The organism is Sphingobacterium bovistauri, assembly GCF_020295405.1.
Lineage (GTDB): Bacteria > Bacteroidota > Bacteroidia > Sphingobacteriales > Sphingobacteriaceae > Sphingobacterium > Sphingobacterium bovistauri.
Window position 1 is genome coordinate 13,077 of the sequence record NZ_JADEYP010000015.1, and the last position, 14,292, is coordinate 27,368.

General features: G+C 35.0%; 19 protein-coding genes. 9 read left to right on the forward strand and 10 right to left on the reverse strand.

What is annotated here, in order from left to right; translation table 11 throughout:
• Positions 1 to 4: 4 nt before the first annotated feature.
• The 5 genes from rimO to rpmB all read right to left on the reverse strand — a co-directional run bounded on the left by rimO (position 5) and on the right by rpmB (position 3,255).
• A complete protein-coding gene (gene rimO, locus IPZ78_RS09310; RefSeq protein ID WP_225552982.1) occupies positions 5 to 1,339 on the reverse strand; it encodes a 30S ribosomal protein S12 methylthiotransferase RimO in 1,335 nt (444 codons plus the stop codon).
• Between the two features lie 111 nt (positions 1,340 to 1,450).
• On the reverse strand, positions 1,451 to 2,413 hold the full coding sequence (gene ftsY / locus IPZ78_RS09315; protein WP_225552984.1) for a signal recognition particle-docking protein FtsY: 963 nt from the start codon (positions 2,411 to 2,413) through the stop codon (positions 1,451 to 1,453).
• 145 nt (positions 2,414 to 2,558) lie between these two features.
• Positions 2,559 to 2,720, reverse strand: a complete 162-nt coding sequence (locus tag IPZ78_RS09320; protein ID WP_132778011.1) for a DUF4295 domain-containing protein — start codon at positions 2,718 to 2,720, stop codon at positions 2,559 to 2,561.
• A gap of 47 nt (positions 2,721 to 2,767) precedes the next feature.
• A complete protein-coding gene (rpmG, locus tag IPZ78_RS09325) occupies positions 2,768 to 2,950 on the reverse strand; it encodes a 50S ribosomal protein L33 (RefSeq protein WP_002998409.1) in 183 nt (60 codons plus the stop codon).
• 71 nt (positions 2,951 to 3,021) lie between these two features.
• Positions 3,022 to 3,255: a 50S ribosomal protein L28 gene (gene rpmB / locus IPZ78_RS09330; RefSeq protein ID WP_225552985.1), complete on the reverse strand. Its 234-nt coding sequence runs from the start codon at positions 3,253 to 3,255 to the stop codon at positions 3,022 to 3,024.
• Positions 3,256 to 3,549: 294 nt separating this feature from the next.
• Between rpmB and recO the strand changes: the two genes are divergently transcribed.
• Positions 3,550 to 4,272, forward strand: a complete 723-nt coding sequence (recO, locus tag IPZ78_RS09335) for a DNA repair protein RecO (RefSeq protein WP_225552988.1) — start codon at positions 3,550 to 3,552, stop codon at positions 4,270 to 4,272.
• Between the two features lie 67 nt (positions 4,273 to 4,339).
• Positions 4,340 to 4,723, forward strand: coding sequence for a DUF805 domain-containing protein (locus tag IPZ78_RS09340; protein ID WP_225552990.1), 384 nt, complete (start codon positions 4,340 to 4,342; stop codon positions 4,721 to 4,723).
• Between the two features lie 79 nt (positions 4,724 to 4,802).
• Here IPZ78_RS09340 and IPZ78_RS09345 read toward each other — a convergent pair whose 3' ends face one another.
• Positions 4,803 to 4,994 (reverse strand): cold-shock protein, encoded by a 192-nt coding sequence (locus IPZ78_RS09345; RefSeq protein WP_225552992.1) that lies wholly within the window; start codon positions 4,992 to 4,994, stop codon positions 4,803 to 4,805.
• 136 nt (positions 4,995 to 5,130) lie between these two features.
• Between IPZ78_RS09345 and IPZ78_RS09350 the strand changes: the two genes are divergently transcribed.
• The 6 genes from IPZ78_RS09350 (at position 5,131) to gcvT (ending at position 9,395) form a co-directional block, all read left to right on the forward strand.
• A complete protein-coding gene (locus IPZ78_RS09350; protein ID WP_225552994.1) occupies positions 5,131 to 5,838 on the forward strand; it encodes an SIMPL domain-containing protein in 708 nt (235 codons plus the stop codon).
• A 22-nt stretch (positions 5,839 to 5,860) separates the two neighbouring features.
• Entirely contained in the window at positions 5,861 to 6,322 is a 462-nt protein-coding gene (locus IPZ78_RS09355; RefSeq protein ID WP_225552996.1) for a DUF4112 domain-containing protein, read from the forward strand.
• Between the two features lie 18 nt (positions 6,323 to 6,340).
• On the forward strand, positions 6,341 to 6,709 hold the full coding sequence (locus IPZ78_RS09360; protein WP_225552998.1) for a hypothetical protein: 369 nt from the start codon (positions 6,341 to 6,343) through the stop codon (positions 6,707 to 6,709).
• Positions 6,709 to 7,392 (forward strand): pseudouridine synthase, encoded by a 684-nt coding sequence (locus tag IPZ78_RS09365; RefSeq protein ID WP_225553000.1) that lies wholly within the window; start codon positions 6,709 to 6,711, stop codon positions 7,390 to 7,392. The genes IPZ78_RS09360 and IPZ78_RS09365 overlap by 1 nt, the downstream gene beginning before the upstream one ends.
• A gap of 4 nt (positions 7,393 to 7,396) precedes the next feature.
• Positions 7,397 to 8,224, forward strand: a complete 828-nt coding sequence (locus tag IPZ78_RS09370; protein WP_225553002.1) for a DUF6929 family protein — start codon at positions 7,397 to 7,399, stop codon at positions 8,222 to 8,224.
• 91 nt (positions 8,225 to 8,315) lie between these two features.
• Positions 8,316 to 9,395 (forward strand): glycine cleavage system aminomethyltransferase GcvT, encoded by a 1,080-nt coding sequence (gene gcvT / locus IPZ78_RS09375; RefSeq protein ID WP_225553126.1) that lies wholly within the window; start codon positions 8,316 to 8,318, stop codon positions 9,393 to 9,395.
• Positions 9,396 to 9,434: 39 nt separating this feature from the next.
• Here gcvT and IPZ78_RS09380 read toward each other — a convergent pair whose 3' ends face one another.
• Together IPZ78_RS09380 and IPZ78_RS09385 are read right to left on the reverse strand one after the other, a co-directional pair.
• On the reverse strand, positions 9,435 to 9,665 hold the full coding sequence (locus IPZ78_RS09380) for a DUF6358 family protein (protein ID WP_225553004.1): 231 nt from the start codon (positions 9,663 to 9,665) through the stop codon (positions 9,435 to 9,437).
• A 406-nt stretch (positions 9,666 to 10,071) separates the two neighbouring features.
• The gene (locus IPZ78_RS09385) at positions 10,072 to 10,386 is read right to left on the reverse strand and encodes a rhodanese-like domain-containing protein (RefSeq protein WP_225553006.1); all 315 of its coding nucleotides are present in this window, start codon (positions 10,384 to 10,386) and stop codon (positions 10,072 to 10,074) included.
• 92 nt (positions 10,387 to 10,478) lie between these two features.
• Between IPZ78_RS09385 and IPZ78_RS09390 the strand changes: the two genes are divergently transcribed.
• Positions 10,479 to 11,780: a M20/M25/M40 family metallo-hydrolase gene (locus IPZ78_RS09390; protein WP_225553008.1), complete on the forward strand. Its 1,302-nt coding sequence runs from the start codon at positions 10,479 to 10,481 to the stop codon at positions 11,778 to 11,780.
• Positions 11,781 to 11,831: 51 nt separating this feature from the next.
• Here IPZ78_RS09390 and IPZ78_RS09395 read toward each other — a convergent pair whose 3' ends face one another.
• Both IPZ78_RS09395 and IPZ78_RS09400 read right to left on the reverse strand, forming a co-directional pair.
• Positions 11,832 to 13,061, reverse strand: a complete 1,230-nt coding sequence (locus IPZ78_RS09395) for a DUF4998 domain-containing protein (protein WP_225553010.1) — start codon at positions 13,059 to 13,061, stop codon at positions 11,832 to 11,834.
• A 10-nt stretch (positions 13,062 to 13,071) separates the two neighbouring features.
• The gene (locus tag IPZ78_RS09400) at positions 13,072 to 14,274 is read right to left on the reverse strand and encodes a DUF4959 domain-containing protein (protein ID WP_225553012.1); all 1,203 of its coding nucleotides are present in this window, start codon (positions 14,272 to 14,274) and stop codon (positions 13,072 to 13,074) included.
• Between the last annotated feature and the right edge of the window lie 18 nt (positions 14,275 to 14,292).

The window sequence follows — 14,292 nt, forward strand, 5'->3', positions numbered from 1 at the left end:
ATATTTACTTAACAATATTTCCGTATAAATCGAAATCTTCTGCTCTATCCACTTTGACCTGAACAAAATCACCTATACGTGCATAATTTTCTTTAGCATTCAACACTACTTCATTATCCACTTCAGGCGAATCGTATTCTGTGCGACCAATGAAATAATCACCATCGACTCTATCCACCAATACTTTAAATTCTTTCCCAACTTTAGTCTGGTTGATCTCGTAAGAAATACCTTGTTGTACTTCCATGATCGCTTCAACGCGCTCTTGTTTTACCTCTTCAGCAACATTATCTTCTAAAGTATGTGCATGAGTTTTCTCTTCATGTGAATACGTGAAACATCCCAAACGATCAAATCTAGTTTCTTCTACCCATTCTAACATTTCTTGAAAATCTTGCTCAGTCTCCCCAGGATAACCACAGATTAACGTTGTACGCAAAGCAATATCAGGCACTTTATCCCGTATTTTATTCACCAAATCTATTTGCTTTTGCCTCGTTGTACCACGACGCATAGATGTCAACATGTTGTCTGTGATGTGTTGCAAAGGCATATCCAAATAATTACAGATATTACTACGCTCATTCATCGCATCCAATATATCCATTGGGAAACCCGAAGGATAAGCATATTGCAAACGTATCCATTCGATACCCTCCACATCAGATAGATGACGCATCAAATCAGACAAATTACGTTTGCCATAAATATCTAATCCATAGTACGTCAAATCCTGCGCGATAAGTATCAATTCTTTTGTACCATTCGAAGCTAAAAACTTAGCTTCTTTGACCAAATCATCGATAGATTTAGAAACATGTTTACCACGCATCAAAGGAATAGCACAAAATGAACAAGGTCTGTTACATCCTTCAGCTATTTTAAAATATGAAAAATGAGAAGGCGTCGTTAAAAGACGTTCGCCTAGTAATTCATGACGATAATCTGCCCCTATTGACGAAAGTAACTCAGGTAAGTCATTCGTGCCGAAGTAAGCATCCACATTAGGAATTTCAGATTGCAACTCAGGTTTATAACGTTCCGATAAACATCCTGTCACGATAACTTTATTAACCTTTCCCTGATCTTTAAGCTCTGAAAACTGTAAGATAGTATCAATAGATTCTTGCTTCGCATTATCAATGAAGCCACATGTATTGATGACTACGATATCATTTGCTTGTATATTATTTGATTCGTGAACCACATCTATTTGATTGCCCTTCAACTGCCCCATCAACACTTCCGAATCGTGAATATTTTTCGAACAACCTAACGTTACCACATTAACGCGTGGTTTCGTTATTAAAGGTTCGAATTTACTATGTTTAGTTTTCATACTATATTATAAAATGGACAGGAAATTCCCGTCACAAAAAATTCTTATTTATGAAGAATAAGGTAACTTATATTTGAAATAAAAATAATTACAATGAAGTCAGAAGTGAGTTTACTTAAATAACGATTCAACAAACTCACGTTTGTTGAATAATTGCAAATCACCAATCTTCTCTCCTACGCCAATATACTTAACAGGAATTTTAAACTGATCTGATATACCAATCACTACACCACCTTTGGCTGTACCATCCAATTTAGTTAATGCCAAAGCATTTACATCTGTAGCCTGGGTAAATTGTGTACATTGCTCAATAGCATTTTGGCCCGTTGAAGCGTCCAAAACAAGTAAAATCTCATGTGGAGCTCCAGGAATAACCTTTTCCATCACATTTTTGATTTTACCCAACTCATTCATCAAACCAACTTTATTGTGTAGACGACCAGCGGTATCGATAATAGCTACGTCATCTCCATTTGAAACAGCAGATTGAATCGTATCAAAAGCTACTGAAGCTGGGTCTGAACCCATAGCTTGTGCTACCACACGAACACCAACTCGCTCACCCCAAAGCTTTAGCTGATCAACAGCCGCAGCTCTAAAAGTATCCGCAGCACCTAAAACAACCTTATTTCCAGCTTCTTTCAGTTGATGTGCAAGTTTACCTATCGTAGTAGTCTTACCAACTCCATTCACACCTACCACCATAATCACATAGGGTCTATGGTTACCATACTCGAAACTCTCAAAATCATTACTGTTATTTTCAGCCAATAATGCTTGAATCTCTTCTTTCAGCAAACGATTTAATTCTTCTGTACCAACATATTTATCTCGAGCCACACGCTCTTGGATACGCTCTACGATTTTCAACGTGGTAGTCACCCCTACATCCGAAGTCACAAGCACTTCTTCCAAATTATCTAATACATCGTCATCAATAGTTGATTTACCAACGACAGCCTTAGTAATCTTAGATAAGAAACCTTCTTTAGTTTTTTCTAACCCTTTATCCAAAGCCTCTTGCGCCTCTGGAGTCTCTTGCTTCTTCTTAAAAAAATCGAATAAACCCATGAAATACTGCTGATAAGTAATGCTTAAAATATGTATTCAAATATACTGAAATCTTGCCATACTAAAAAAGCCCTTTCGGTTAGTATACCAAAACGGCTTTCAGTTTTTTTAAAGAAAAACTTTAAAAAAGGAATATCTTTCTTGCTTATTTGGAAGCTGCAGCAACAACATCTTTTACGTTGTCGTTGTGTACCATACTTTCTTTGAAAGTATAAGCTCCAGTTTTAGCAGATTTTGCAGTGATAACAACTTTTGTAAATTCTTTACCACCACCTTTTTGTAATGATGCAACCGCTTTCTTTGCCATGGTATATTTTATTTAAAATGGATGACTCTCATCAATCCATAAATTAATTACTTAATTTCTTTATGAACAGTTACTTTTCTTAATACAGGGTTGAATTTTTTCAATTCCAAACGCTCTGTTGTGTTCTTTTTGTTTTTAGTAGTGATGTAACGTGACATCCCTGGAAGACCACTTTCTTTGTGCTCAGTACATTCTAAGATAACTTGTACTCTATTTCCTTTTTTAGCCATTGTTTTTACTTTGTTTTAATCCTCACGGACTAATAGTTCATGAATATCTTTAATTAACAGGCGAATATCTATTAAACGTATCCTTTTTTGATAAACTTACTGATTACCGAAGTAATTCCGTTTTTGTTAATTGTTTTAATTGCAGCCGTAGACACTTTTAAAGTGATCCAACGATCTTCTTCAGGAATGTAAAAACGTTTAGTTTGTAAATTAGGATAGAATTTACGTTTAGTCTTAACGTTCGAGTGAGATACGTTATTTCCCTTTAATGCCGTTTTGCCTGTTAAATCACAAATTCTTGACATGATATTTATTTTTAATGTTGTCTATTTATACACCGATTCTCTTTTGCACTCTCTGCAAAGAGTTTGCAAATATCTATATTTCTTTTGGGATTTACAACAATATGAGGAGAATTATTTTTAATAATAATCCAGAAAGGGTAGGAACAAGCAAATGTAGATCTTTTCCAGATTATGTTATATGATGTTTGTCGAAAATAGTTTTCAACAATTCACAAAACTACCTTATCAGCACAATTGGAAAAACATTTTTTACTTAGTACTTTTAGCCTCCAATAGACAGACAATAGGGGATAGATGTTACAAAAAACTAAGGGTATAGCTTTAAAAATAACAAATTATTCAGAGAACAGTATTATTGCGCAAATATTCACAGAATCATTTGGCATTCAGTCGTATATAATAAATGGAGCTAAGAAACCAACAGCAAAAATTCATGTTAATATGCTACAGCCCCTTCATCTTTTGGATATGGTTGTCTATCACAAAGACAACGGCGCCATACAACGAATTAAGGAGGCTACACCGTCACCTACACTTCAAGAAATACCTCTTGATATCACAAAAAGTTCGGTAGCCATATTCTTAAATGAAATACTTTATAAAGTATTAAAACAACAGCAGCCTGACCCTCATCTTTTCAATTTTATTGAGCAATCCATCCTCTGGTTAGATCAAACGGACAAACCAATTCAAAATTTTCACCTGTGTTTTTTGATGAAATTGAGCAGATTCTTGGGATATATGCCAACTGCATCCGCAAAACCTCTCGCATATTTTGATCTAGTTGATGGTGTATTTACAAATTTTGCTCCTGCACACACTTACACATTGCAGGAGCCGCATACGGACATGTTTCATGTGATATTAAATATTTCATACGAGGAATCTCATACCATTCAAATGAAACACGAAGACCGCATATATTTGCTTTCTCAGATAATAAACTTTTACAAATTACATACAGAAAATTTCGGCTCCGTAAATTCACTACAAATACTCGAAGAAATATTTCATTAAAATTTAATTAGTTAAATATTATGCTATTTTTGAATACAAATACATTAACTAACTTAATTTTAAAAAAATGGAATGGTTTTTAAAAGTTGTAAAAGACAATTACACAAACTTTAATGGTCGTGCGCGCCGAAAAGAATATTGGATGTTTTTTCTTATCAATATGATTATTTCTATTGTTATTGGATTTATAGGAGGGCTTATTAAATTTCCACTTTTAGCCACAATTTATTCTGTAGCCATATTACTTCCAAGCATTGCTGTTGGAATCCGCAGAATGCATGATGTGGGTAAAAGTGGCTGGTATATTTTAATTCCTATCTACAACATCATTTTGGCTGCTACTGAAGGTGATCGTGGATCAAATGAATACGGAGCTGATCCAAAAGGTGGTGAAAATGAAGACCCATTCGCTGGGCAAAGAGATCCAAACAATCCTTTTATAAATAGTTAAACTCAAAATATCACTAAAATAAAAAAGCTCGACATCAAATAATGTCGAGCTTTTTCACAATAAATATATATAGAATCTATTAGATAACTTTTACATTTACCGCGTTAAGACCTTTACGACCTTGTTCAACTTCGTAAGAAACATCATCGCCTTCACGAACTTTGTCTACTAAACCTGAAACGTGAACAAAAATTTCGCTTTCGCCTGAAGCTGGAACTATGAAACCGAAACCTTTGGTCTCATTAAAGAATTTGATTTTACCTTCTTGCATTATTGTATTGTATTAATTTATCTAAAGATAAGATTTATAAAAACATTTCCAAGATTATTTTTAATCGCTTATTAAACAATGTGGCATTTTGTTTGTCTATGCGTTATATATAGAAAATATTAATTTCAAACGTTTTATGAAAAAATTACTAACAATAGCATTTTTATTAGGAACTATATTAATGACAAACGCACAAACAAACATAGAGTCTTTTAGAAAAGTAGCGACTAAAGGTTATGCCGAAAAAGAAGTTACTCCCGATATCATTTACCTTTCCATCTCACTAAAGGAATTTTACATGGACGGAAACATGAAAAAGAAAGTGTTCATAGAAACGGTAGAAAAACAATTGTTTGATGCTGCAATGGCGATAGGAGTGAAAAAAGAAGATCTCACCATTCAAAATATTTACAGTTATAATTATCAAGACAAGAAAAAACCAAGTGAGTTACTACAATCTCGCCAATACCGTATTAAAGTAGCTAATCTGAATGGTTTACACACAATGTTAGACCAAATAGATCCTCGTGGATTGCAAAGCACTTCTATTAGTGGATATGACCACTCACAAAAACGTGAGTTAGAAAAAGAACTAAAAACAGCAGCTGTAAAAGATGCACGTCATAATGCTGAAATACTAGCTGCAGCTGACGGCGGCTCAATAGGTAAAGTACTGGTAATTAATGACAATAGTAACTTCAATTTTGCTGAATTAATGCCTCAACCCCGTATGTATAAAACTGCTATGATGGACAGCGCAGGAGGAGAATCAAGTGATTTATCATTAGATATTCGCCCTATCAAACTTACTTGCTATATTGATGGTGTATTTGAATTGAAATAAATTGGAAAAAAAAATTTACTTAGTGCAAAAAGAAAAAGATTTTGCTTGGATAGAGCGAGCATCTACTTTGTTGGATAATAAGTTTAATATTGGAGGATTCAGGTTTGGCTTGGATCCTCTTTTGAATTTAATACCTTACGCTGGCCAGTTTGCTTCTTTTGGAATGTCATTGGGACTTGTTATCGTAATGATTAGAAATGGCGCAGGATCCAATGTGGCTGTAAAAATGCTCCTTAATGTATTGACTGATGCTCTATTAGGATCAATTCCCTTTATTGGTTATGCATTTGACTTTTTTAATAAAGCCAATAAAAAAAATGTCAATCTATTACGTGAACATTATTTTGAAGGCAAGCATCAAGGTAGTGCCAAAGGTTTATTGATTGCTTTATTTATTATTATAGTACTTTTGTGTGTTGGGGTATTTTACTTGATGTGGTTTATTGCTGAATGGCTTTTCACCGTCCTAGGTAACTTATTCTAATAACTAAACAGCATTTTTATGTCCAAAACAAGAATAATCTCTTTAGGGCTAGTGGCAATTATGCTAGCTGCTATCTTAACAAATCCCAAAAAAGAAGACCTTGAGCTAGCTGTAGAAAATAAAGCCAAATCATTATTAGAACAACAACTCAACTACGAAAACAAACAGGCTCTAGAATTCGGTATGTCCCTATTTGGAGACCGTATTACTCGCGAATTTGTTCAAAATAATGTTATCATTGAAAACTATTACTTGTTCTCTTTGGTAAAAATAAGATGGCAAGGACAAGATACTCCAATAGGAGGGGGCGCATTCAAAAAAGTATGGCTAAGTCCAGAGATAGACAAGAAAGCGGATGAAATAGTGGGTATTCTTAAAAATCTATAATGTTAGAAATTCTCTACCAAGACGAACATCTTATTGCCATAAACAAACCACACGGGCTGCTTGTACATCGGTCTTCCATAGCCAATGATGCTTCTGAATTTGCTTTACAATTACTTCGTGACCAAATAGGACAGCCTGTATATCCAGCACATCGTTTAGATAGAAAAACAGGCGGGATATTATTATTCTCTTTGGACAAAGAGACGGATAAAAAAATTCAACCACTATTTCAGGATAAAAAGATAGACAAACGATATTTAGCCATATTGAGAGGTTATTGTCCAGAAGAAGGAATGATCGACTATCCCTTATTGAAAGAAAATGGAACTTCACAAGATGCTATCACACATTTCAAGAGATTGGCGACAGCAGAAATTGATGTTCCGCAAGGAAAATTCTTGACCTCCCGCTACTCATTGGTGGAAGCAAACCCTGAGACAGGTCGAATGCACCAATTGCGAAGACATTTTGCACATATCATGTATCCCATTATCGGTGATAGACCGCACGGATGCAACAAACAGAACAAAATGTGGAAAGAACGTTTCGAGATGGACACCATGTTATTGCATGCATCATCTTTATCTTTTGAACACCCCTGGACAGAAAAAAAAATTGAAATTCAAGCGAATATAAATCCAGAATTCAAGCGAGTAGTTGGAATTTTAAACCTCAAAATTTAGCGTTATGAATCCTTATTACATCGAAATATTTGTTAAAATATTAGGTCTGGGGGCAACCTCAGGTTTGTTTTATCAACAAGATGAGATCAAACTCATTGCCGACAACAGCAATTATTTCTACGCATACACGATCTCAGATAGCACATTGCATAAGACGATGCTACATGACAATCTTCACAACAATGAAATTGTCGAGAAGAAGAATAAATTTGATTTGGAATCCATCTTCAAATACCAAGACAGTTTTTATCTATTGGGTTCGGGATCAAGCAATTTAGCCATTCGCAATAAGTTATTTATCGTTGATAAAGACAATAATATTCAGACAAAAGATTGCTCAACACAGTTTGCATTTATACGAAAACAATTAGAAATCCATGAAAATGATTTCAATATTGAGGGCGCGTTTATGTATAATGAAAAGTACCATTTGTTGAATAGAGGAAACGGTCCAAAAAACCAAAATGGAATTATTATTTCAGATTTATCACTTCAAGAAAAACCCTTTTTTGTTCCACTTGATTTAAGTAAAATTTCTCCCCATCTTTCCATTACTGATGGAACTGTTGTGGATGATTATTTGTATTTCTTGGCTGCAATAGAGCATAGTAATTCAACGTATACAGATGGAGAAATAGGGGGTAGTTACGTCGGTTATATCAATTTGAAAACATTCGAGCTGGAAAACATACTTCCACTTTCCGAAACTAACAAATTCGAAGGAATTACATTATACCAAAATACGGACAACGTATTAGAATTCTTATTGTGCGAAGACACTGACTTGGAAAGCCAAGAAACAATCATTTATAAATTAACATTTGAAAAGTAATCGATTGTGTAAAATAGGAATATTACAAAATCACCCCATAAAATCCCAACTTTATAATTATTTTTGCAAAAACTTTATATACCATTAGATGATGAAAAATACAGCTTTAACAGACCATCACATTTCTTTAGGGGCAAAGATGGTTCCTTTTGCGGGATTCAACATGCCTGTTCAATATACCGGTATTAACGACGAACACGAAACTGTACGTACAGGTGTGGGTGTATTTGATGTGAGTCATATGGGCGAGTTTATCTTGAAAGGAGAGAAAGCATTGGATTTAATTCAAAAAATTTCATCAAATGATGCCTCAAAATTATATGATGGAAAAGTTCAATATGCGTACATTCCTAATGAAAATGGAGGTATTGTAGACGACTTTTTAACCTATAAAATTGACGACACGACTTATTTATTAGTTGTAAATGCTTCAAATATTGAGAAAGATTGGAATTGGATTAGCAAATACAACAGTTATGGTGTAGAAATGAAAGATATTTCAGACGAAACATCATTATTCGCTGTTCAAGGTCCCAAAGCAGCTGAAGCATTACAAAAGCTTACTGACATCGAATTGGCGTCTATGGAATATTATTCATTTGCCAAAGGAGCTTTCGCTGGTGTAGACAACGTTATTGTATCTGCAACAGGTTATACTGGTGCTGGTGGGTTTGAAATCTATGTAGCGAATAAAGATGCTCAAAAAGTTTGGGATGCTATATTCGAAGCTGGAGCGGAATTTGGCATTAAACCTATCGGTTTGGGTGCACGTGATACGTTGCGTTTAGAAATGGGATTCTGCTTGTATGGAAATGACATTGATGATACAACATCACCATTTGCTGCTGGACTAGGCTGGGTTACTAAATTCACAAAAGACTTCGTAAATAGTGAAAACTTAAAAGCTGAAAAGGAAAAAGGCACTTCACTAAAATTAGTCGGTTTTGAGATGATAGATAGAGGAATTGCTCGTCATGATTACGAAATCGTTGATGCTCAAGGCAATGTTATTGGTCGCGTTACTTCAGGCACGCAATCTCCATCGTTGAAAAAATCAATTGGTTTAGGCTATGTAAACACTGAATTCTCAAAAGCAGGAACAGAGATTTACATCAATATCCGTAACCAAAAAGTAAAAGCGGAAATTAAAAAAGCTCCATTTGTAAAATAGGGGCTAGATAGATATGATAAAAGGGTATAATCGATTCGATTATACCCTTTTGTTTTTAGTAGCATCATTATGAGATTGCTCCTGTCTTTTTCGATAGTCAGCTTTCACATGTTTAAGCAAAACAATCTTCAAATAAATCAACACTACGGATAATGCAATTGCAACACCTAAAATTAGCATATTCCCACTTTGATAAGCTGAATAGCCACTCATCACCATAAAGACTAAACCAAGATTAAGCAACAAATTAAGTACAAACTGTTTTTTCATTTTTTTATTTTTTTGGATCTCCTATTACTTTATTACGTAATAAAAAGAAGTATACTATTCCTGCCAAGATATTTAACAAAATAATAAATATTAAGAGCAATAATCGCTCAATATTGGTAATACGAGGTGAAAACATTATTTCTCTCATCACTAGAAAAACCCATATCATAGATACCAACAACGAGAAACTAAATAGGATTGGAGCAATACTAACTTTTAACAATAATAGAATTGTCGCACCTATATAAAACATCAAACTAAAATAAAAAGCTTGACGTGTCTGTGAATACCAATTTCTCATACTACAAAAGTACAAAATAAAAATTTGCACATTGATTGATGATAAGTAAACGAAAAGAGAGACGAATATTCGTCTCTCTTTTACCATATTCTTCTATTCTGTCTATTAGTACACATCTAATTCTGGATCGATTTCATCTCTCCAAGCCAAGATACCACCTTGCAAATTAGCAAGATTAGTGTAACCCTGTTGTTCCAAAAGCATTACCGCTTGTGCGCTACGCTTTCCCGAACGACATTGAACAATAACTGGAATATCCTTTGAAACCTTTTCAGCCTCTAATAGAATACCTGCTAAAGGAATATTAAGACCATTAAGGTTGGATACTTCGTATTCGAAAGGTTCGCGAACATCAATTAATTGAAATTCAACGTTGCGATCCATCATATCTTTTAATTCTAGAACTGTAACTTCTTTCATAACATGTTATTTTTAATAACCAAATATAATAGTTATGCTTTATTTCAGTGAAGGATAAACTATTATTTATTATTTTCATAAAATTTTTGACTATGCGATTACTGACACTCCTAACCTCTATATTACTATTTAATAGTGTAAGCTCCAATGCACAACAATCAGATTTACAAATTGTTGACAGCAATGAGGTAAAACGTATTCTAAATACATTAGCTTCAGATGATATGGGAGGCCGCCATGCATTTACCCCCTTCATAGGTAAAGCTGCAGATTTTATAGCTGAGGAGTTCAAAAAGAACGGGCTACAGCCTTATAGTGAGGCTAATTATAGACAGACTTTTCATTTATCTAAAGTAAATAGAGCATCTTCTACAGTCACATTAGGTACTAAAGAATTTGATTTAGGGTCTTACTTAATCATTGGAAACGAACCACACGTACACTGGAATCAATCTTCTGCAATCCCTATAAAATATATTCGTAAAGAAGATGATTTCGCCACAACTTTTCGCTCATTAGCGCAGGGACAAGAGGATGTAATCGTAATCGTCGACCCTTCTTATGCTTCCTATATTACTAGGTTTAATAAAATATATGGAAAAGAAAGTATTACAAATGAAAAGCAAACGAAAGGCTATACAAAAGCGTTCATATTAACTAGCGAATTACCGTCTTCATACTCCATCTCATGCACCAATATCAGTTCAAAGATCGAACTTTTTAATGTAGCAGCTGTAATCCCAGGAAAATCAAAACCAAACGAATATGTAATATTCTCAGCACATTACGATCATATTGGTATCATCCAACCTAATGGACAAGATTCAATTGCGAATGGTGCTGATGACGATGCCTCAGGGACTAGCGCTATAATTAGCCTTTCTAAGTATTATAAGAATCAGAATAACAATGAACGAACATTAATTTTCGTAGCCTTCACCGCAGAAGAAATAGGTATGTACGGATCAAAATACTTTTCAAACAACATCAATGCTGACAGTGTTATTGCAATGATCAACATTGAGATGATTGGAAAAGACTCCAAATTTGGAGCCAATACATTATATCTTACAGGTTATGACCATTCGAATTTAGGCGAACTGATGCAGCAAAACCTAAAGAACACTGAGTTTAAATTCCATCCTGACCCTTATCCGCAACAGAATTTGTTCTACCGCAGTGACAATGCTGTTTTGGCGGCATTGGGTGTTCCTGCACATACATTCTCTACCTCTCAAATTGATAAAGATAGCTATTACCATACGGTAAAAGATGATGTCAGTACACTGAATATAGAAAATATAGTATCCAGCATTGAAGCTATCGCTTTGGGTGCTCAAGGGATTGTAAATGGCACGCAAACCCCAAATAGAGTAGAAAAACTAAAGGATTAAAAAAGCAGGCCAAGATTAACTTGGCCTGCTTTTTAATCACAAACAACACTACTATTGAACAATTACTATTTGTTTTAACCTTACTGCGTTTATCCGCCAAAAGGTACCGTCACCCGATCCCTTATTAGCCAAATTACCTACAAAACCTAATGATACTTGCTTCTGTTCTAAAAGAGTAAATTTCATAGCATGTGTTCCCGAACTATTTGTCTTTAAGAACCCCAATGAAGAAGAAACGTATTCTGTATTAGGAATATCTGTGCCGTTAGCAGCAACTGTATAGAAGTCGCCTCCCGCGGTACAATCTGGAATATCCATCTCAAATGTATAATGTCCAGGAGGAAGAGTTACTGTTTGAAAAATTTTACCATTAGTAATTGTTGCCAAATTGTCCCCAGACCAACCTGCTTCCATCGCCAAGAAAGGCCCACCAAACCAATGATCTACACCTCCATAATAATTTGAGCCGCTTCTGAAATTTCGCACGGCAGCATTTGTAACCCACACTGAAGGTATTCCCCACCTTCCAGATACAGAAGACGTAGCTATAGGGTTCCCATAATTATGCAAGTATTCACTTGTCACATCCTTAGCTAGACCCAGCTCAACAAATGGCGTATAAAAAGTATCTATACTTGTTTTTTGTGGTAAGAAAAGCGTTCTATAAGTAACCGTCTTTGCGGAAGATGCTAAATCTGAAATTACCGTTCTAGTATCTTTAATATTCACCACAATAGTTTTCATTGTTCCGTTCGCTGCTGCATAACGCACTTCAGTAGCTATTGGACCTGCAGATAAATCCATTTCTAACCAATCTAAAGTTGCTTTTGTAGGCTCTATAATAGCATTAGAAGTTAGTCGATTTGAAAGCCCAGCACTATATCTTGATCCATAGGCTCTACCAATAGCAGGGACCGCAACCGAACGATTCTCTTTATCATCCATTGTAAGCAATTGAAGACTAACAATACCTTCTGGCATAGGAATATATTGCTGAAAAAGCGTATTATTTGCAATATCAACAATAAGTGAGTCCTTGCCATCGTTCCATCGAATCAATGCCTTTCTAATTTTAGGGTCTGGCTTTACTTGAGCAACTATTTTTACTCTTTCCTTTCCAGATAACACGATCACAGAATCAAGTTTCCCTACATATACAATTTCGCCCCCCTTATTATACTCCTTAAATTCATCCCATTTGGCACAGGATATAAAGGCTGAGATGGAGATAGCCAATACAGCTAATCTTACCAACATATGTGTTCTAATCAACTTTATCATAAAATTATTTTTACAAGGTAGAACCATACACTTTGATTTCATTGATACTTTGAGCAGTACCTCCCGCAAAATTCTCCAAGCATCGTACTCGAATATACCTTACTCTTGGAGATGCTAGATCTACCTCCCAATTGAAACCCGCTCCAGCTGTTGCTTGGTCTTCCGCATTATCCGTTCCATAAGGTAAACCTGATGGCTTTACGGCCTCATAGCTTCCTAACAAAGTCCATGAATTGTCTAGTGCACCAGATAAATTTGGACTATTAGATCCGTATATTTCAAACCTTTTCATCGTGGTAAGAAAATAAAATCTAGTGCCTTCTGGGAAAGGTCGAATCCAAAAACGACTGATTTTTGCAGTCACACCCATATCAAATGTAATCATATGTGGGTTGTTTCCTCCATTAATTTGGTGTGTAAAACTTACGTTTGGCCAGCCCAATAGTCCATCCCAAGCATACTCCAATCTTGCTCCATTGGTTACTTGAGGTGCATCGCCAGGAAGTACAAAACCTCTGAATTTTGTAGGGTCCATCTGTTGTTCAAATATGGGTTTCACCTTCGTGTAAATCGTATCTGAATTATTACCCCAATTATCCTTTACATAAATAGCAAATTCTTGTTCCAAAGTATCCAATCCTCGAATTTTGGAAACAATACTATCTGTTTTGGTATAAATGGATTTTTGATTATCTCTCTCAAACTCATTAAAAACATTCTTTTTCATGACTATAATAGAAATATTGTCTCGCGATGGATTTTTTGCTGTCAAATTATAGCCGCCAAAAGCATTATTGAGTTCCAATGATTTGAAAACTTTCAAAAACGGTGCTTCCAGCGGTTGCACTTTTACAACAACAGGATCCGATAATACTTCATTTCTACTTACAGCATACAATTTTACTTCATGTTCCTTTGTATCTGCAAAACCCAAAACCTCTATGGTATCTTTGTATATAGATGATTTCACTTCAATCTCTTTTCCTGTATTGATGGTATATACAGCCTTTACATACATAAGATTAGAAGAAGTTGGCAAGTCATAAATGATTTGAGCCTTACCCTCTTTGTTAATTACTCTAATATTGGAGACAACACTGGGTTTATCGGATTCATTTCCTACAGGTTCCCGATATTCAATAGGGCTATTACAAGCCAGTATACACATGGAGCATAGCAGGCATATATATATTAATATTTTATTCGATTTCATACACTTATAATTTTAAGT

Excerpts from the sequence above, each read along its gene's own strand:
- rimO (WP_225552982.1), bottom strand. The coding sequence starts at position 1,339 with ATGAAAACTAAACATAGTAAATTCGAACCTTTAATAACGAAACCACGC.
- ftsY (WP_225552984.1), bottom strand. The coding sequence starts at position 2,413 with ATGGGTTTATTCGATTTTTTTAAGAAGAAGCAAGAGACTCCAGAGGCG.
- gcvT (WP_225553126.1), top strand. The coding sequence starts at position 8,316 with ATGAAAAATACAGCTTTAACAGACCATCACATTTCTTTAGGGGCAAAG.
- recO (WP_225552988.1), top strand. The coding sequence starts at position 3,550 with ATGTTACAAAAAACTAAGGGTATAGCTTTAAAAATAACAAATTATTCA.
- IPZ78_RS09400 (WP_225553012.1), bottom strand. The coding sequence starts at position 14,274 with ATGAAATCGAATAAAATATTAATATATATATGCCTGCTATGCTCCATG.
- IPZ78_RS09345 (WP_225552992.1), bottom strand. The coding sequence starts at position 4,994 with ATGCAAGAAGGTAAAATCAAATTCTTTAATGAGACCAAAGGTTTCGGT.
- IPZ78_RS09340 (WP_225552990.1), top strand. The coding sequence starts at position 4,340 with ATGGAATGGTTTTTAAAAGTTGTAAAAGACAATTACACAAACTTTAAT.
- rpmB (WP_225552985.1), bottom strand. The coding sequence starts at position 3,255 with ATGTCAAGAATTTGTGATTTAACAGGCAAAACGGCATTAAAGGGAAAT.
- IPZ78_RS09320 (WP_132778011.1), bottom strand. The coding sequence starts at position 2,720 with ATGGCAAAGAAAGCGGTTGCATCATTACAAAAAGGTGGTGGTAAAGAA.
- IPZ78_RS09365 (WP_225553000.1), top strand. The coding sequence starts at position 6,709 with ATGTTAGAAATTCTCTACCAAGACGAACATCTTATTGCCATAAACAAA.
- IPZ78_RS09390 (WP_225553008.1), top strand. The coding sequence starts at position 10,479 with ATGCGATTACTGACACTCCTAACCTCTATATTACTATTTAATAGTGTA.
- IPZ78_RS09385 (WP_225553006.1), bottom strand. The coding sequence starts at position 10,386 with ATGAAAGAAGTTACAGTTCTAGAATTAAAAGATATGATGGATCGCAAC.
- IPZ78_RS09395 (WP_225553010.1), bottom strand. The coding sequence starts at position 13,061 with ATGATAAAGTTGATTAGAACACATATGTTGGTAAGATTAGCTGTATTG.
- IPZ78_RS09360 (WP_225552998.1), top strand. The coding sequence starts at position 6,341 with ATGTCCAAAACAAGAATAATCTCTTTAGGGCTAGTGGCAATTATGCTA.
- rpmG (WP_002998409.1), bottom strand. The coding sequence starts at position 2,950 with ATGGCTAAAAAAGGAAATAGAGTACAAGTTATCTTAGAATGTACTGAG.
- IPZ78_RS09380 (WP_225553004.1), bottom strand. The coding sequence starts at position 9,665 with ATGAAAAAACAGTTTGTACTTAATTTGTTGCTTAATCTTGGTTTAGTC.
- IPZ78_RS09370 (WP_225553002.1), top strand. The coding sequence starts at position 7,397 with ATGAATCCTTATTACATCGAAATATTTGTTAAAATATTAGGTCTGGGG.
- IPZ78_RS09350 (WP_225552994.1), top strand. The coding sequence starts at position 5,131 with ATGAAAAAATTACTAACAATAGCATTTTTATTAGGAACTATATTAATG.